The organism is Mycolicibacterium sp. lyk4-40-TYG-92 (assembly GCF_030209435.1).
GTDB lineage: Bacteria > Actinomycetota > Actinomycetes > Mycobacteriales > Mycobacteriaceae > Mycobacterium.
On sequence record NZ_JARVRX010000001.1, the window covers coordinates 217,078 to 233,906 of the forward strand.

Below are 16,829 nucleotides of genomic sequence, written 5' to 3' on the forward strand. Positions count from 1 at the left end.
CTTATTTGCGGGGCAGGCCCAGCAGGCGCTCGGCGATGATGTTGCGCTGAATTTCGTTGGTACCGGCATAGATCGGGCCGCCCAGGGCGAACAGCAATCCTTCGGTCCAATTGTCGTACAGCTCGGCGTCGGCGCCGCGCAGGTCCAGTGCGGTCTGGTGCAGTGCGACGTCGAGGTCGGACCAGAACACCTTGGTCACCGAGGACTCGGCGCCCAGTTCGCCGCCGTTGGCCAGCCGCGTCACGGTGCCGAAGGTGTGCAGGCGGTAGGCCTGGGCCTTGATCCAGGCGTCCGCGACGCGCTCGGCGTAGGCCGGGTTCTGGTCGACCTTCCATTGCGCGACAAGACGTTCGGCCGGGGCGACGAAACGGGCCGGGCTGCGCAGCGACATGCCGCGTTCGTTGCTCGACGTGCTCATGGCGGCGGTCCAGCCGCCATGCACCTGGCCGATGACGTCCTCGTCGGGGACGAACACGTCGTCGAGGAAGATCTCACCGAAGCCGGTCTCACCACCCAGCTGGGCGATGGGCCGGACGGTGATGCCCTCGGCCTTCAGGTCGAACATGAAGTACGTCAGACCCTTGTGCCGCACGGCTTCGGGGTCGGAGCGGAACAGGCCGAAGCCGCGCTCGCCGAACGGGGCGCGCGAACTCCAGATCTTCTGGCCGTTGAGCTTCCAGCCGCCGTCGACCTTGGTCGCGGTCGAGCGCAGCGACGCCAGGTCGCTGCCGGACTCGGGCTCGGACCAGGCCTGGGCCCAGATCTCTTCGCCGGAGGCCATTTTCGGCAGCACGCGCTGCAGCTGCTCCTTGGTGCCGTGCGCGAACAGCGTCGGCGCCAGCATTGCCGTGCCGTTGGCCGAGGCCCGGCCGGGGGCGCCGGCCTTGAAGTACTCCTCCTCGTACACCACCCACTGCAGCATGGTGGCGTCGCGGCCGCCGTATTCCTTGGGCCACGCGATGACCGACAGGCCGGCGTCGAAAAGCACCTTGTCCCAGACGCGGTGCTGCTCAAAGCCCTCGAGAGTGTCGTAGGACTTGGTGGGGAACTTGTCCCGGTTGGCCGCCAGGAAGTCGCGGACCTCGGCCCGGAATTCCTCGGTCTCGTCGTCGAATGTCAGATCCATGCGTTACCGACTCGTCTCTCCGTGTGTATTTCCCGTCGCTTCGCTCGCCCTGAGCAGGGGCTTCACGACCTTGCCTCCAGGGTTGCGCGGCAGCGTCTCGAGGAACGCCACCGAACGCGGCGTCTTGAAGTTAGCCAGATGTTCCTCGGTGTAGGTCTGCGGTGGGGTCTGCCGACCGGGCTGCTGGGTGCCGTCGGACCCACTCATCGGAACTCCCTCTAACAAAGCAAGTGCTTGGTAGGTTAGCCTACAAGGGTGATAGAGGTCCAGACGTTCCGGGCTGAGGTTCGGCAATGGCTCGCAGACAATCTCGTCGGTGAATTCGCAGCTCTCAAGGGCCTGGGTGGCCCCGGTCGTGAGCACGAGGCTTATGAAGAACGACGTGCGTGGAACCAGCATCTGGCTGCGGCGGGGCTGACCTGCCTGGGCTGGCCGGAGGAGCATGGTGGCCGCGGCCTGTCCGTCGCGCACCGCGTCGCCTTCTATGAGGAGTACGCCAAGGCGGACGCCCCGGACAAGGTCAACCACCTCGGTGAGGAACTGCTCGGGCCGACGCTCATCGCGTACGGCACTGAAGAGCAGAAGAAGCGCTTCCTGCCGAACATCCTCAACGTCACCGAGCTGTGGGCCCAGGGTTACTCCGAGCCCGGCGCCGGTAGCGACCTGGCCAACGTCTCGACGTCGGCTGAACTGGTCGGCGACGAATGGGTGATCAACGGCCAGAAGGTGTGGACCTCACTGGCGCACTGGGCGCAGTGGTGCTTCGTGGTGGCCCGCTCCGAGAAGGGCTCCAAGCGCCACCACGGCCTGTCGTATCTGTTGGTGCCACTGGACCAGCCGGGCGTCGAGATCCGTCCGATCGTTCAGCTGACCGGTGACTCCGAGTTCAACGAGGTGTTCTTCGACGACGCCCGTACCGACGCGTCGCTGGTGGTCGGTGAGCCCGGGCAGGGCTGGGGCGTGGCGATGGCGACGCTGACGTTCGAGCGCGGCGTTTCGACGCTCGGCCAGCAGATCCGTTACAAGCGTGAGCTCGAAGGCCTGATTGACGTGGCCAAGCGCACCGGCGCCATCGAGGATCCGCTGATCCGGCACAAGCTGACCGAGTCCTGGACCGGCCTGCAGGCCATGCGGTCGTACGCCATGGCGACCATGGACGTCGAGCAGCCTGGCCAGGACAACGTGTCAAAGCTGTTGTGGGCCAACTGGCATCGTGAACTCGGCGAGATCGCCATGGAGATTCAGGGCATGGCCGGGCTGACGCTGCCCGGTGGCGAGTTCGACGAGTGGCAGCGCCTGTTCCTGTTCTCCCGTTCGGACACCATCTACGGCGGCTCCAACGAAATTCAGCGCAACATCATCGCCGAGCGGGTGCTCGGCCTACCCCGAGAGGCCAAGGGCTGATGGATCTTTCAGTTGCACCCACCGAGGTTGAAGGCCACGGCCTGCTGAAGGGCAAGGTCGTCCTCGTGACGGCAGCCGCCGGCACCGGCATCGGCTCGTCCACCGCCCGTCGGGCGCTGTTGGAAGGCGCCGACGTCGTGGTGTCCGACTACCACGAGCGTCGCCTGGGCGAGACCCGCGATCAGCTGGCCGCACTCGGCCTGGGCAAGGTCGAGGCCGTCGTCTGCGATGTGACCTCGACCGAGGCCGTCGACGCCCTGATCGCCGCGGCCGTCGAGAAGATGGGCCGGCTGGACGTCCTGGTCAACAACGCCGGTCTCGGCGGGGAAACCCCGCTGGTCGACATGACCGACGACGAATGGGACCGCGTCCTCAACGTCACGCTCAACTCCGTGATGCGCGCGACCCGCGCGGCGCTGCGCTACTTCCGCGGAGTCGAGCACGGCGGTGTGATCGTCAACAACGCGAGCGTCCTGGGCTGGCGCGCCCAGCACTCGCAGTCGCACTACGCCGCCGCCAAGGCCGGGGTGATGGCCCTGACCCGTTGCAGCGCAATCGAAGCCGTCGAGTACGGGGTGCGGATCAACGCGGTGTCCCCGAGCATCGCGCGGCACAAGTTCCTGGAGAAGTCGGCCGATGCCGCGCTGCTGGACAGGCTGTCCTCCGACGAGGCATTCGGCCGTGCCGCCGAGCCGTGGGAAATCGCCACCACCATCGCGTATTTGGCCAGTGACTACTCCAGTTACCTGACCGGTGAGATCATTTCGGTGTCGAGCCAGCGGGCGTAGTTTTCATCCGGCCGCGAGGTTCGGATATATGCACTTGCCCGCCTATTTGCGACAAGTTTGTCGCAAATAGGCGGGCATTTTCATGTGTGGCTGGATCGCGATCTCGCGAGCATGACCTGGTGGCGGACCCTCTCGATCAGATGATCTCCTGCTCCTGCAAGCTCGCGATCTGCGCCGCGTCATAGCCCAGTTCGCCCAGTATCTCTGCGCTGTGCTCGCCGATCAGCGGCGGCGGGCGGCGGATCGTCGCAGGCGTCGCACCCATGCCCGCCAGCGGGCTGCCGATCAGGTCGACCGATCCGGCGGCGGCCCACATGTGCGGAGTCGTGGCGCGCAGGCCCCGATGCTGCACCTGCGGATCATCCCAGACCTCCGCCAGATCGTTATAGCGCGCGGCCGGGATGCCCACGCTGTCGAACTTCGCCTGAAGCTCCGCCGTCGTGAACTGCCGGCTCCACACGTTGATGATGTCGATCAACTCCGCGCGATTGATCTTGGCCCGCTTGGCGTTGGTGTCGAAGCGCGGGTCGTCGTAGAGCTCGGGCTGGCCCATCAACTCCGACATGCGCCGCCAGTGGGCGTCGCTGCCGGCCGTTATGTACGTCATGCCGTCGCTCGCATGGATGAGGTCAGCGGGGCCGCCGCCGTTGCCGCCATTGCCCAGCCGCTCCGCCTGGACGCCGTTGATGAGATAGTCCTGCATGATGTGGCAGATCATCGCCACGGAACTGTCAAGCAGCGCCATGTCAATGTGCTGGCCCTCGCCCGTGTTGTTGCGATGGTTCAGCGCGGCGAGGATCGCGATGGCGCTGTTGTGGCCGGTCACGAAATCGACCAGGCTGGGACCGGCCTTCACCGGGCCCGCGCCGGGCTGGCCTTCTGGGATTCCGGTCACGGCCATCATGCCGCCGCTCGCCTGGAACAACCCGTCGTAGCCCGCGCGCGCCGCCATCGGACCGGTCTGGCCAAAGCCGGTGATCGAGCAATAGATGAGGCGGGGATTGATCGCCTTCAGGCTCTCGTAGTCCAGCCCGAACCGCTTGAGGTCGCCGACCTTGTAATTCTCGATCAGGATGTCCGCGGTCTTGACCAGGGCACGCAGGATGTCCTGCCCCTCCGGCTTGGAGTGGTTGACCGTGATCGACCGCTTGTTGCGGTTCGACGCGGTGAAGAAGCCGGACTGGCGAAGGTCCTTGCCATCCTTGCCCTCGACCGAGGCAAGACCGTAACCGCGCCCTTCGTCACCGCTGCCCGGTCGCTCCACCTTGATGACGTCAGCGCCGAGGTCGCCCAGTATCTGCGCGCTGATCGGGCCGGCGAAGACGCGGGTCATGTCGATGACCCGGATGCCCTCCAGGGCAAGCTGTGTCGTGCTCATGATCTCCTGATACTCATCCATTTCACATCGTGCCCCATCTATCGGTCGCGGTCGACAACCGCGCACGTGACCTCGCCCGCCCTCAGGGCCGCGATCGCCTCAACGTGCGCGACCCAGGTGAGCACGCGATCTTTGTGTACGTAGTGGCCAAGTCAACACCGGCCCGACCTACCCTAGCAAGCGCTTGGTTGCCATGGTGTGACGATGGCGCCCGAATCGCCCGGCCAACCCGCGAGCAGGCGCGACGAGCTTCTGGAGCTCGCCGCGGCGATGTTCGCTGAGCGTGGTGGCTGCCCGCTAATCAGCGTCGAGCGCACCAGGTGCGATGACGGGCATGGCCACGGAGGTTGCCGCCGCCATCATGCGTTTGTCGTATGTGACCAGTGCGGTCAACTGCGCGTACGAGCCGACGATGTGCGCGGAGGCCAAGTGGATGGCATCCAATGATCGCAGGTTGGGGTCAGGATAGGCCGCGGCGGTTGCGCGCACCGCCGCGTCTATCTCCAGCCGGATCAGCCGAGCCACCAGTGCTGGAATGGCCGGTAGGTCGTCCGGGGAACTGGCCAGCACAGCCCTGGTGAGTTCTACCTCGGCCAATACGGATGTGGCCCAAGAGATGTCGGGGCGCCCATCGAGCCAGTCAGCCAACGCCGCTGATTCGGTCTCCTCGCAGATGAGCTTCACCAACGCCGATGTGTCCAGATAGATCATCGGCGATCGCTTACCTTTCCTCGTCTCGAAGGCGTTCCAGAGCGGCGCTGACCGAATTTCCAGAGCGGCTGCGGGAAGGGCGAGGTGCTGGGCCGTGGAGGGTGGCGGGTTGCGCGCGCCCAGCGCTGACCAGCGCGGCCAGTGGATTGGGATGAAGTGGAACGATGCGGGCGATCACCTTACCCCGTTCGGTGAGGTCGATTTCTTCTCCGTGTTTGACGCGTGCCAACACTCGCGAGGTCTGCTGATTGAGCGTGCGAATCGAAACCTCAGTCATGTGCCAAATGTAGAACTTTAATGTTCTACCTGCAACGTAAAGATGTACTGGTCTCCCTGGAGGCGGGGGTTCTGTTCGCGGTCTCAAGTCTCCACAGTTTCTTCACGATCGCTGCCGGTAAGCCCCACAAACCGCGCTTACAGTCGGAAAGCGTGAAGCGAATCCTGGTCGTCGACGACGAGCCGACCATCCTGTCCTCGGTGGCGACGCGGCTGCGAGCTGAATCGTTCCAGGTGGAGACGGCTGTCGACGGGCCTTCGGCGGTGGCCGTAGCCGCCGCGTCGCAACCCGACCTGGTGGTGCTCGACGTCATGCTGCCCGGCTTCGACGGGCTGGAGGTGTGCCGGCGCATCCAGGCGGAACGTCCGGTGCCGGTGCTCATGTTGACGGCGCGTACCGACGAGACCGACATGCTGATCGGTCTGGGGATCGGTGCCGACGACTATCTGACCAAGCCGTTCAGCATGCGCGAGTTGGTTGCGCGAGTGCGGGTGTTGTTGCGGAGAGTGGAGCGCGCGACCGCGGACCAACCGGTGTCGGTGGGGGACTACCGCGTCGATCTCAATGAGCGTCGCGTGCACCAGGGCGACATCGAAATCCATCTCACCCGAACAGAATTCGATCTGCTGGCCTTCCTCGCCGGACGACCGCGGGCCGCGGTGGCCCGCGAGACGCTGCTGGAGCACGTCTGGGGCTGGGGGTCGGGCGCCGAGACCCGCACGGTCGACAGTCACGTCAAGGCGTTGCGGCGCAAGCTCGGTGCGGAGCTCATCCGAACCGTGCACGGGGTCGGCTACGCGCTCGAGGTGCCGCGATGAGTGCCTTCGGTGAACTGTGGGACCGTTTGCCCAGGCCGCTTGACCCCTTCGCCTCCTTCAAGATCAAGATGGGGCTACTGGTGGGCGGAGCAATCCTGTTGGCTTCGTTCACCTTCTGGATCGGTGCGAGTTGGCAGTTCCGGTACGCCCTGCTGTCTGCGCTGCTGACCTCGCTGCTGTTCACCCAGTTCATGGCGCACGGGATGACCTCCCCGCTGCGGCAGATGACTACCGCAGCCCGCGCTATGGCCAAGGGCGACTACAGTATTCGGGTTCGTGCCACGTCGCGTGATGAAGTCGGTCAGCTGGCAACGGCATTCAATCAGATGGCGACTGACCTCGGCGCTGCCGACGAGTACCGCCGCGGCCTGATCGGCAACGTCTCTCATGAATTGCGTACGCCCATCACCGCATTGCAGGCGGTACTGGAGAACGTGGTGGACGGTGTGGTCGAGCCCGACGCGCAGACGATGCGGTTGGCGCTGTCCCAGACCGAGCGTCTGGGCGAGCTGGTCACCGATCTGCTGGACCTGTCCCGCCTCGAAGGCGGCGTAATTCCTCTGCGGGTCAACAGATTCGACGTCGACGCGTTTCTGCGCGATGCCGTCGAGCACGTCTCGGCATCAGCCGGTGACGTGGCAGTGGTGGTCGAGGTGTCACCGCCCGGCCTGACGTTGCTCGCCGATCCGGCGCGGTTGCGGCAGGTTGTGGTCAACCTGGTGGACAACGCAATTCGGCACAGCCCGCCTGGCGGCAGTGTGACGGTGCGGGCGACGCGCGACGCGTCGGGCTTGCGGCTCGAGGTCGCCGATCAAGGGCCGGGTATCGCGCCGGCCGAGCGCGAGCGCGTCTTCGAACGGTTCACGCGCGGTGCCACCTCGGACGGCGGTACCGGTCTGGGTCTGGCGATCGCCCGCTGGGCAGTTGAGTTGCACGGCGGTGTGATCGACGTGGTGGAGGCGAAGGTGGGATGCCGCTTCAGAGTGAGCATTCCGGAATCAGAGGAGCGGTCTGCATGACGATGCTGATGGGTATTCCAGGGCAGCCGATGGTCGCGCCGCTGATCGGGCCGGCACTGCCGCGGCGCGGTGAGCCCGGCTGGACGATGCTGCCGCGGCGGGTGTGGCCGATCAGCCCACTGGCCGCAGCGCCACACCGGGTCGTGCTCCTCGCGGTGCTGGCCGGTCTGCTCGGCACCGCCCTGTGGCGGCCGTCGGCGCTGAGTATCGGCTACCTGGTAGTTGGGGTAATGGTCTTCGCTGTCGTGTTCGGCACTGCCGAACGCCGGCCGACGCGTACGGAATGGGCCGGTATGGCGCTGACGTTGGCGCTGCTTGCGGTGCCCGGCCTACTGGCTGCCGACTGGCTGGGCGTGCTGTGCATCATGGCTGCCTGGATCGTCGGGTGGTGCACGCTGTTCGGCGGGCGCACCTGGACCGCGGTCCTGACTGCGCCGTTCCTGGCGTGGGCGCTGCCGGCACGGGTACTCGGTTGGGCACGCCGCGGATTCTCGGGTCGGGTGGGCATTGCCAACCCGGTTCGCGTTGCCGTCGTCGTCGGTCTCACCGTGGCACTGACTTTGGTTTTCGGTGCGTTGTTCGCCTCGGCGGACGCGGCCTTCGCCCATCTGGTGGGCAAGCTGATGCCACGTTTCGCCGGTGTCGATGTCGTCGCCCGCATCGTGGTCTTCGGTATGGTGGCCGCGTTCGTTCTCGGCGGTGCGTACCTGACCCGGTTCGCGCCACGGCTGGATGTCCTTGCGCCCAAGCCGATGAAGCCCGTGCCGCGCTGGGAGTGGGCGGTGCCGCTAGGGGTGCTCGACGCGCTGTTCATCGCGTTTGTGGCGGTGCAGGCCGCGGTGCTGTTCGGCGGCCACACCCACGTGCTGGAAACCGAGGGGCTCACCTACGCCGAGTACGCCCGGCAGGGCTTCTGGCAGTTGTTGTGGGTGTCGGCGCTGACCCTATTGGTGCTGAGCGGGGTGATCCGGGTGGCGGGGCGTGTAACTGCCGGTGACCGCCGGGCGCTTCGAATCCTGGCTGGAATCCTTTGCGCCACTTCGGTTGTCGTGGTTATTTCGGCGATCCACCGGATGTGGCTGTATCAGCAGGCGTACGGATTCAGCACCGACCGGTTGATGGTGATCACCATCGAACTCTGGTTGGGCGCGGTATTCCTGCTCGTCGCGGTGGCGGGGGTGCGAATGTCGGGGCGCTGGCTGCCGCACACGGTGCTGGCCGCCGGTGTGGTCGCTCTGCTGGGCTTGGCGGCCCTCAACCCCGAGCGCCTCGTCGCTGATCGCAACATCGACCGCTTCGAGCAGACCGGCCAGCTCGATGCCGAGTACCTGTCCCGCCTGTCGTCGGACATCGACCCAGCGCTGCACCGGTTGCCCGAGCATCTCCGCGCCTGCGTGCGATCGGACCACTCGCATGACGACCCCTGGTACCTGTTCAACCTGTCCCGGTCGAACGCGGACAGGCCGGTGGGAACCGAACTGCCCGAACACTGCCGGCAGTACTGGACGTATCGCGACTAGTGGTTCGCCGAACGTGAGGGAATCGCGGCCGTCGACCGCGCGGCACATGACCGACCAGGCCGAGTTGACTGTGCCCAGGCCCGCCGACCGGCCGAAGTGGCATGCCGTCGACGCGCGCCCGATAGCTTGGTAGCCGTGGTCGGTGAGGACAAAGCGGCGTTCAGCGGAGAAGGTTGGCGCGAGCTTGTGGGCCGCGTCCACGCAGAGCTCGACGAACTGGTGGCCGCCCGGGACCGCATGGAGCAACTGGTCCGGCTCATCGTGGACGTCGGCTCTGACCTCGACTTGGATATGACATTGCGGCGCATCGTCGGTGCGGCCTTGGAACTCGCCGAGGCGAAGTACGGGGCGCTCGGCACCCGGGCAGCCGATGGCAGCCTCGGCGTGTTCGTCGGTGCGGGAATCGACGCGGACACGATGCGTGAGCTGGCTGACCTACCTGTAGGCGAGGGCCTGCGCATCGATGATCTGCAAGCTCACCCGCTGGCTGCGCGGCTGCCGGCACACGAACCTCCCTTGCGCGCCCTGTTGGGGCTGCCGATTACGGTCCGCGGCAGTGACTTCGGCAGCCTCTACCTGATCGACGACCGGCCTGATCGCGCCTTCGCGTCTTCCCAGGAGGCGGCGGTGCGTGCATTGGCGATGGCAGCGGCGGCCGCTATCGACAACGCCAGGCTTTTCGAGCGGGAACGTGAATCCGCCAAATGGATGAAAGCCAGCCGCGAGATAATCGCCGCGCTGCTGTCCGGAAATCCACAGACCAGACCGCTGCAACTCATCGTGAACCGCGCGCTCGAGCTGGCTGATGCCGAGCAGGCGATCCTGTTGGTTCCAGACGAACCCGAGCTCACCTCGAGTGGCGCCGACACCCTTGTCGTGGCGGCTACCGCGGGGCGTTACTCGTCGGAGGTGATCGGCCGGCAGGTTCCGATGGACGGCTCCACCACCGGCAGTGTCGCGCGGCGCGGTCTGCCGCTGATCACCGATTCATTCCAGTATCCGATCGAGGGGTTCACCGATGTCGGTGAGCGGTCGGCGATCGTCATGCCGCTGATCGCCGATGACGCGGTGCTCGGCGTGATCGCGGTGGCACGTCGACCACAGCAGGCGGCGTTCGACGAGGCATACCTGGATCTGGTCAATGACTTTGCCCGGCACGCCGCCATCGCGCTGGCGCTGGCCGCGGGCCGTGAACACGCGCTGAACCAGGAGCTGGCACAAGCGGACACTGTCGACGGAGCGTTGATCGCCGCGGCGGAGGAACTGCGCCGGCTGTGGCGGGCACATCAGGTCCTGGCCGTGACTTTCCCGACGTACAGTTCGTCCGCGGGGACCGCATACGGTGACCCGCACATCGTTGCGGCCGGCGACTCCGCCAGGTGGTCTGACCTGCCGACCGAGACCCGGCGGCTTCTCGTGTCACTGCGCGACGGAGACTTCTTGACGCCCAACGCTGCGCTGCCGGGTTCGGCGGGCATCGCGCTGCAGCACCCCGACGGGGTGCTTGTCGTCTGGATCGAGCTCGGAGAGCAACGACCCTTCACCCTCGAGGACCAGACCCTGTTGACGGTGCTCGCGGGCCGCCTCGGCCAAGGTTTGCAGCGCGTACATCGGGTCGATCAGCAGCGCGAAACCGCGTTGGCGCTGCAACACGCGATTCTCGGACCCGCTGACCTACCGGGTGGTTTCGCAGTCCGCTATCAAGCTGCCAGCCGCCCTCTGCAGGTGGGCGGTGACTGGTATGACGTCGTCAGGCTCGATGACGGACGCATCGCCATGGTGGTCGGCGACTGCGTCGGCCACGGTCTGGCCGCTGCCACCGTGATGGGGCAGATCCGCAGTGCGTGCCGCGCGCTGCTCTTCGAGAATCCCAGCCCCGCTGTCGCACTGGCGGGACTGGACCGTTTCGCGTCTCGACTGCCGGGTGCCCAATGCACGACAGCGGTGTGTGCGGTGCTCAACCCGGACACCGGCGAGCTGGTCTACTCCAGCGCCGGGCATCCGCCGCCCATCCTGATCCAGGCTGATGGCGAGCGCCGAACACTCGATGGCGGTCACACCATCGCGCTGGGGCTCCGCCACGATTGGCCTCGTCCCGAAGCGACGGTCACCCTGCCTGCGCGGGCGACTCTGGCGCTGTACACCGACGGGCTGGTCGAACGTCGCAATCATCCTCTGGAGCAGGGGATTTCATCTGCTGCCGACCTCATTCGCGATGCCAAGACGTTCCCGCTGAATGATTTGGCCGATCACGTGATGTCCAACCTCGCGCCGTCCGACGGCTATCAGGATGACGTCGTTCTCCTGCTCTATCGCCAGCCGGCCGCTCTGGAAATGGAGTTCCCGGCCGATGCCGATCAGCTGGCTCACGCTCGCACAACGTTGCGCGACTGGCTCTCCCGAGCGGGGGTGAACCCCCAGCAGGCCATGAACGTGCTGGTTGCTGCCGGGGAGGCCATCGCCAACGGCATCGAGCACGGGTATCGCCACAGTTCTGACGGCACGATCCGACTGACCGCGACGGCATTGGCCGATCAGGTTCAGCTCGCGGTCACCGACAGTGGGTCATGGCAGTCCGTGCCGGCCGAGGACGGCTCCGATCGCGGTCGGGGCATCGGACTCATGCGAGAGCTCATGGATGACCTCGTCATCACTCGCAACACCGCCGGAACGGCGGTCCACCTATCTGTGAGGATCATCTGATGGCCACGCCGCTCACCCTGGACAGCGCGTATCGCGATGACGGGACCTTCGTCCTGGTTGTGGCCGGCGAAATAGACATGAGCAATGTCGAGGCGTTCAGCGAAGGCCTTACCGCCGCGATCGCCGAGTGTGGTGGCAGCGGAGACAATTTGACCGTCGACCTCAGCGCTGTGAAGTACTTGGACAGCACCGCGATTTCCGCGTTGTTCAGCCGAGCCGGCCGCATCGACATCGTCGCTCATCCGCATCTGATGGGCGTCTTTCGGGTCAGTGGCCTCACCGAACTGGTCTCCATCGAGGCCGCGTCGTTGTCGACGGAGTCCGGGCCCGACTAACCCGGGGCCTCGATGCGCCATTGCAGGCGCACCCGGGTTCCGGTGGGGGTGGCAGTGATCTCGGCGCGGTCGGTGAGCGCGTGAATCAGGGGAATGCCGCGCCCGTGGGCCACGCCGCGCAGTTGCGGATCGGGGGCCCGCCAGGCACCGTCGTCACTCACCTCCACGGTGAGCGTGGCCTGGGGGCGGTTGTAGTCGGCGTGAATGTGCATGGCTCCCGCGGTGGGAGCCTCGGTGTATGCGCAGTCGGCCGCGTTGGCCATGGCCTCGTAGACCGCCAGGATGACGTCGTTGCTCTTGCCCGGGTCCAGCGTGAACGTGTGCCCCAGCCAGGCTGCGAATTCGTCGCGGAGCAGCGCGGCACTCACCGGGTCCGCGCTGATGTTGGCCTTGGTGAAACTGGTGGCCGGCTCCTGTGCATCGATCATGTCGACCTGGTGAGTACCCACTGGCGCGGCGCTTTATGTGGCAACGGCGGCAAGGGCTTGATCGAGGGTCGCGAAAAGCTCGACGATCTCGGAAATCCCGACGAGTTGCAAGGGGCGACTGGTGGCGGGTCCATCGGCGACCAGCACGAACCTGACATCGGGCGTCAGTTCGTCCTTGGCGGCCGCCAGCACCCCCATCCCGGCGGAGGCCAGGAATTCCACTTCGGTCAGATCGATCACGATGGCGGCGGGGTTGTTGTCCCCGGCCGCGGCGCGGATCGCGGCGGCAAGCTGCGGTGCGGTGAGCATGTCGACGGTTCCCGTCACCGCCACCACGGTGACCTGCCCGATGCGATGGTGCCCGATGGTGCACGCCGGCGGCGCCAGATCGCCCGGGTTGTTGTCACCCAGTGGACTCGATGGACCGGTCATCTCTCCTCCCGAGGGGTCAACGCCTTGAGTGGTGGCGGACAAGATGATAGCGGCGACCGGCCGGGTCGTGTCTTCGATCGCGGCCGCCGTCTAGGCTGCGTCGGGGGACGGGCGGACCCGCGAATCGCGCCGCCAGCAGGGCTGATATCGACCTAACAAGCGCTTGGTTGCTATGCTGTCCCGATGGTGTCTGAATTGCCCAGCCCACAGGCCAGCAGGCGCGACGAGCTTCTCGAGCTTGCCGCGGCGATGTTCGCCGAGCGCGGGCTGAAGGCCACCACGGTGCGCGACATCGCGGACTCCGCGGGCATCTTGTCCGGCAGTCTCTATCACCACTTCAAGTCCAAGGAGCAGATGGTCGAGGAGATCCTCCGCGACTTCCTGGACTGGCTGTTCGAGAAGTACCAACAGATCATTTCGACCGAGTCCGATCCGATGGAGCGGCTCAAGGGCCTGTTCATGGCGTCCTTCGACGCCATCGAGCACCGGCACGCGCAGGTCGTCATCTATCAGGACGAGGCGAAGAGGCTGGGCTCATTGCCGCAGTTCGGCTTCGTCGACGAGCGCAACCGCGAGCAGCGCAAGATGTGGATCGAGATCCTCAACGAGGGTGTGCGGCAAGGGGTTTTTCGCTCCGACCTGGACGTCGACCTTGTCTACCGGTTCATCCGTGACACCACCTGGGTGTCGGTGCGCTGGTACCAGTCCGGCGGCCCGCTGACTGCGCAGCAGGTTGGTGCGCAGTACCTCGCGATCGTCCTCGGAGGAATTACCACCTCCACCAAAAGCATTGCAACAACATAGGTTTCATAACAACAAGGAGATGAGAAATGGCCGCATCTGAGGCGTACGTCATCGACGCTGTGCGCACCGCCGTCGGCAAGAAGGGCGGTGCCCTCGCCGGTTACCACCCGATCGACCTCGGCGTGGAGGCGTACCGCGGGATCTTCGCGCGCAACGACATCGACCCGGCAGCGTTCGACGACGTCATCGTCGGTTGCGTCGACGCCGTCGGTGGACAGGCCGGCAACATCGGTCGCCTGACCTGGCTGGCCGCCGGATACGACGAGGGCGTCCCCGGTACCACCGTCGACCGGCAGTGCGGTTCCTCGCAGCAGGCTATTTCTTTTGGCGCGCAGGCGATCATGTCCGGTACCGCCGACCTGATCCTGGCCGCCGGTATCCAGAACATGAGCCAGATTCCGATCAGCTCGGCCATGATCGTCGGCGAGCAGTTCGGCTTCACCTCGCCGACCAACGAGTCGAAGCGCTGGGTGGAACGCTATGGCGACCAGGAGATTTCGCAGTTCCGCGGCGCCGAGATGATCGCCGAGCAGTGGGACATCTCCCGCGAGGACATGGAAGAGTTCGCATTCAATAGCCACCAGCGGGCGTTCACCGCGATCCGTGAGGGCCGCTTCGACAACGAGATCATCCCGATCGACGGCTTCAAGGTTGACGAGGGTCCGCGGGAGAGCACCCGGGAAAAGCTGGCCTCGCTGAAGGTGCTGGTCGAGGGTGGCCGGCTGACCGCCGCGCTGGCCAGCCAGATTTCGGACGGCGCGTCGGCGACGCTGCTGGCCTCCGAGGCTGCGGTCAAGGCGCACGGCCTCAAGCCGCGTGCCCGTATCCATCACATCAGCTGCCGCGGCGACGACCCGGTGAAGATGCTGACCGGTCCGATCCCCGCCACCAAGTACGCGCTGGAGAAGACCGGCCTGACCATGGACGACATCGACGTCGTCGAGATCAACGAGGCGTTCGCATCCGTCGTGCTCGCCTGGGCCAAGGACCTCAGCGTCGATCTGGCCAAGGTGAACCCCAACGGCGGCGGCATCGCGCTGGGCCACCCGCTCGGCGCGACCGGTGCCAAGCTGTTCGCGACCCTGCTCAACGAGCTGGAGCGCACCGGCGGCCGCTACGGCCTGCAGACGATGTGCGAGGGCGGCGGTACCGCCAACGTCACGATCATCGAGCGCCTCTGACATCAGCACGCCGGAACTGCCCCTTTCCCCTTGGGAGAGGGGCAGTTTTGTATGTGTCCGGGTTTACCGGTTCAAATCAATGGGCATTCGGCAATCATGTTGAAGTCCATCGTCGTAGTGGCCGTGGCAGCTGTCCTCGGCGCAAGTGCGTGTTCGAGGCAGTCGCCTCCGCCGTCGGTTCCCTCGACCTCCAGCTCCACCTCGACGACGGTGACCTCGACCGAGATCATCCCGGGCGTCCCGGTCGGTCCGTCGACTCCGCCGACTACGCCGTCGACGCGGGCCAGCACCAGCACGGTCACAGTCACCGTGCCGCCGTCCAGCGTGACGATTCCGAATCCGCCGCCGGTGCCGGTCATGCCGGCCCCGCCCGGGGTGGGACGCTGACTATCCGGGTCGGTGACCCAGCAGCGCGCCGATGGCCTGCTCGGCCTTGCCGACCTCGAGCGGCTCACCGGTGATGATGTCGGCGTAGAGGAACGACTCCACGATTCGGACGATGAGGAACGCGAGGTCGCGCGGGGGCAGAGGGGGATCCAGCTGACCCGCGGCGATCTCGTCGTTGAGTAGGTCTTCGATCGCGGTGACGAGGCGGCCCTGCAAGGTCCCGGCGCGGGTGGCCAGAATGCGCAGCGCGCGCTCGGGTTCACGGCGCAGGAACGCCTGGAAGAAACCGGCTTCATCGATCACCGTGGCGTAGTGGCCGACGGCCCGCGCGATGTGCGCGGCGCCGTGCCCGGGTGACGCAGCGATCGAGGCCCTGAGCGTGGGTTCGGCCAGTGACCACAGAATTTCGGCCAGGAGTTCGTCGCGTCCGCCGACCCAGCGGAACAGGGTGGCCCGGTTGATCCCGAGTTCGGTTGCCAGTTCCTGCATTTCGATGCGGCGGCCCTCGAGGAACCAGCGGCGCGCGATGCGGAATGCCTCGAGCGGGTCGGGGCGCCGGTCGGTCGACGCCAGCATGCGTCCCAGCGGTGTGTCGCTGATGGCGCACCTCCTGTTCATCTCGCGGCCCTCGCATCATGGTAGCGACCCGATGTTCGAGTGAGATATATCTCGATAGGTCTCGAGTATGCAACATATTTGAATATGATGCATGAGTGACCCAGAGCAACCCCTCGTCGATCCTTGATCTCTTCCGTCTCGATGGCCGCGTCGCGGTCGTCACCGGCGCCTCGAGCGGCCTCGGCGTCGGATTCGCGCAGGCACTGGCCCAGGCCGGCGCCGACGTCGTACTCGGTGCGCGACGTGAAGACCGGCTCGCCGAGACCAAGGCGCTGGTCGAAGCCACCGGCCGCAAGGCCGTCGCCGTGCGCACCGACGTCACCGATCCCGACGACTGCAAGGCCCTCGCAGCTGCTGCCGCCGATTCCTTCGGCCGGCTCGACATTCTGGTGAACAATGCGGGAGTGGGCACGGCCGTTCCGGCGACGCGCGAAACGCCCGAGCAGTTCCGGTCCGTCATCGACCTGAACCTGAACGGGTGCTACTGGATGGCGCAGGCATGCGCCGCCCACATGCAGCCGGGCAGCTCGATCATCAACGTCAGCAGCATCCTCGGCCTCACCACCGCCGGCCTCCCGCAGGCGGCCTACGCGTCGTCGAAGGCGGGCCTGATCGGTCTGACCCGTGACCTCGCCCAGCAGTGGACGGGACGCAAGGGCATCCGCGTCAACGCCCTGGCACCGGGGTTCTTCGCCTCCGAGATGACCGAGCAGTACGAAGACGGCTACTTCGAGACCACCGTCCTGCCCCGGACTCTGGCCGGAAGGCTCGGGCGCACAGAGGAACTCAGCGCCGCGCTGATCTTCCTGGCCAGCGATGCCAGCAGCTACGTCACCGGAATCACGCTGCCCGTCGAGGGCGGCCTGCTCACCAGCTGAGCGCCGAAAATCAACTAGGAGA

Annotated in this window: 19 protein-coding genes and 1 pseudogene; 11 read left to right on the plus strand and 9 right to left on the minus strand. The window is 66.1% G+C overall.

Translation table 11 applies throughout. The features are described 5' to 3' along the window. Position 1 precedes the first annotated feature (1 nt). Entirely contained in the window at positions 2–1,126 is a 1,125-nt protein-coding gene (locus QRN63_RS01075; RefSeq protein WP_267320202.1) for an acyl-CoA dehydrogenase family protein, read from the minus strand. Between the two features lie 3 nt (positions 1,127–1,129). Beyond that, the gene (locus QRN63_RS01080; protein WP_267320353.1) at positions 1,130–1,333 is read right to left on the minus strand and encodes a hypothetical protein; all 204 of its coding nucleotides are present in this window, start codon (positions 1,331–1,333) and stop codon (positions 1,130–1,132) included. A gap of 48 nt (positions 1,334–1,381) precedes the next feature. Here QRN63_RS01080 and ipdE1 point away from each other — a divergent pair, with 48 nt between their 5' ends. Then, positions 1,382–2,530 carry an acyl-CoA dehydrogenase IpdE1 gene (gene ipdE1, locus QRN63_RS01085; RefSeq protein ID WP_285028880.1) on the plus strand — a complete coding sequence of 383 codons (1,149 nt, stop codon included), beginning with the start codon at positions 1,382–1,384 and terminating at the stop codon, positions 2,528–2,530. Then, positions 2,530–3,318, plus strand: a complete 789-nt coding sequence (gene ipdF, locus QRN63_RS01090) for a (5R,7aS)-5-hydroxy-7a-methyl-1-oxo-2,3,5,6,7,7a-hexahydro-1H-indene-carboxyl-CoA reductase (RefSeq protein ID WP_285028881.1) — start codon at positions 2,530–2,532, stop codon at positions 3,316–3,318. The genes ipdE1 and ipdF overlap by 1 nt, the downstream gene beginning before the upstream one ends. A 136-nt stretch (positions 3,319–3,454) precedes the next feature. On the opposite strand, the gene QRN63_RS01095 is transcribed toward ipdF, so the two are convergent. Continuing rightward, entirely contained in the window at positions 3,455–4,717 is a 1,263-nt protein-coding gene (locus QRN63_RS01095; RefSeq protein WP_285028882.1) for a CaiB/BaiF CoA transferase family protein, read from the minus strand. Positions 4,718–4,900: 183 nt separating this feature from the next. Between QRN63_RS01095 and QRN63_RS01100 the strand changes: the two are divergent. After that, positions 4,901–4,984, plus strand: a pseudogene (locus QRN63_RS01100) (TetR family transcriptional regulator); the annotation flags it as partial. A gap of 9 nt (positions 4,985–4,993) precedes the next feature. Here the strand turns inward: QRN63_RS01100 and QRN63_RS01105 are convergent. Then, positions 4,994–5,407, minus strand: coding sequence for a type II toxin-antitoxin system VapC family toxin (locus tag QRN63_RS01105; protein WP_285028883.1), 414 nt, complete (start codon positions 5,405–5,407; stop codon positions 4,994–4,996). A 10-nt stretch (positions 5,408–5,417) separates the two neighbouring features. Next, positions 5,418–5,684: a type II toxin-antitoxin system Phd/YefM family antitoxin gene (locus QRN63_RS01110; protein ID WP_285028884.1), complete on the minus strand. Its 267-nt coding sequence runs from the start codon at positions 5,682–5,684 to the stop codon at positions 5,418–5,420. Between the two features lie 152 nt (positions 5,685–5,836). On the opposite strand from QRN63_RS01110, the gene QRN63_RS01115 reads away from it, so the two are divergent. The 5 genes from QRN63_RS01115 to QRN63_RS01135 all read left to right on the plus strand — a co-directional run bounded on the left by QRN63_RS01115 (position 5,837) and on the right by QRN63_RS01135 (position 12,079). Continuing rightward, entirely contained in the window at positions 5,837–6,502 is a 666-nt protein-coding gene (locus tag QRN63_RS01115; protein WP_285028885.1) for a response regulator transcription factor, read from the plus strand. Next, positions 6,499–7,521, plus strand: a complete 1,023-nt coding sequence (locus QRN63_RS01120) for a HAMP domain-containing sensor histidine kinase (RefSeq protein WP_285028886.1) — start codon at positions 6,499–6,501, stop codon at positions 7,519–7,521. The genes QRN63_RS01115 and QRN63_RS01120 overlap by 4 nt, the downstream gene beginning before the upstream one ends. Beyond that, on the plus strand, positions 7,518–9,041 hold the full coding sequence (locus QRN63_RS01125) for a DUF4153 domain-containing protein (RefSeq protein WP_285028887.1): 1,524 nt from the start codon (positions 7,518–7,520) through the stop codon (positions 9,039–9,041). The genes QRN63_RS01120 and QRN63_RS01125 overlap by 4 nt, the downstream gene beginning before the upstream one ends. Before the next feature lie 237 nt (positions 9,042–9,278). Then, complete coding sequence (locus QRN63_RS01130) at positions 9,279–11,744, plus strand: SpoIIE family protein phosphatase (protein ID WP_285029665.1); 2,466 nt, start codon at positions 9,279–9,281, stop codon at positions 11,742–11,744. Continuing rightward, the gene (locus QRN63_RS01135) at positions 11,744–12,079 is read left to right on the plus strand and encodes an STAS domain-containing protein (protein ID WP_267320511.1); all 336 of its coding nucleotides are present in this window, start codon (positions 11,744–11,746) and stop codon (positions 12,077–12,079) included. The genes QRN63_RS01130 and QRN63_RS01135 overlap by 1 nt, the downstream gene beginning before the upstream one ends. Here QRN63_RS01135 and QRN63_RS01140 read toward each other — a convergent pair. Then, positions 12,076–12,507 (minus strand): ATP-binding protein, encoded by a 432-nt coding sequence (locus QRN63_RS01140; protein WP_267320512.1) that lies wholly within the window; start codon positions 12,505–12,507, stop codon positions 12,076–12,078. The genes QRN63_RS01135 and QRN63_RS01140 overlap by 4 nt on opposite strands. A 33-nt stretch (positions 12,508–12,540) precedes the next feature. Then, positions 12,541–12,939 carry an STAS domain-containing protein gene (locus QRN63_RS01145; RefSeq protein ID WP_285028888.1) on the minus strand — a complete coding sequence of 133 codons (399 nt, stop codon included), beginning with the start codon at positions 12,937–12,939 and terminating at the stop codon, positions 12,541–12,543. 183 nt (positions 12,940–13,122) lie between these two features. Between QRN63_RS01145 and kstR2 the strand changes: the two genes are divergently transcribed. Both kstR2 and QRN63_RS01155 read left to right on the plus strand, forming a co-directional pair. Beyond that, on the plus strand, positions 13,123–13,743 hold the full coding sequence (gene kstR2, locus QRN63_RS01150) for a TetR family transcriptional regulator KstR2 (RefSeq protein WP_285028889.1): 621 nt from the start codon (positions 13,123–13,125) through the stop codon (positions 13,741–13,743). 26 nt (positions 13,744–13,769) lie between these two features. Next, positions 13,770–14,924, plus strand: coding sequence for an acetyl-CoA C-acetyltransferase (locus QRN63_RS01155; protein ID WP_285028890.1), 1,155 nt, complete (start codon positions 13,770–13,772; stop codon positions 14,922–14,924). Positions 14,925–14,995: 71 nt separating this feature from the next. On the opposite strand, the gene QRN63_RS01160 is transcribed toward QRN63_RS01155, so the two are convergent. Both QRN63_RS01160 and QRN63_RS01165 read right to left on the minus strand, forming a co-directional pair. Then, on the minus strand, positions 14,996–15,283 hold the full coding sequence (locus QRN63_RS01160) for a hypothetical protein (RefSeq protein ID WP_267320516.1): 288 nt from the start codon (positions 15,281–15,283) through the stop codon (positions 14,996–14,998). Positions 15,284–15,311: 28 nt separating this feature from the next. Then, entirely contained in the window at positions 15,312–15,929 is a 618-nt protein-coding gene (locus QRN63_RS01165) for a QsdR family transcriptional regulator (protein ID WP_267320517.1), read from the minus strand. Between the two features lie 95 nt (positions 15,930–16,024). On the opposite strand from QRN63_RS01165, the gene QRN63_RS01170 reads away from it, so the two are divergent. Further along, positions 16,025–16,807 carry an SDR family NAD(P)-dependent oxidoreductase gene (locus QRN63_RS01170; RefSeq protein ID WP_285028891.1) on the plus strand — a complete coding sequence of 261 codons (783 nt, stop codon included), beginning with the start codon at positions 16,025–16,027 and terminating at the stop codon, positions 16,805–16,807. The last annotated feature ends 22 nt before the right edge of the window (positions 16,808–16,829 follow it).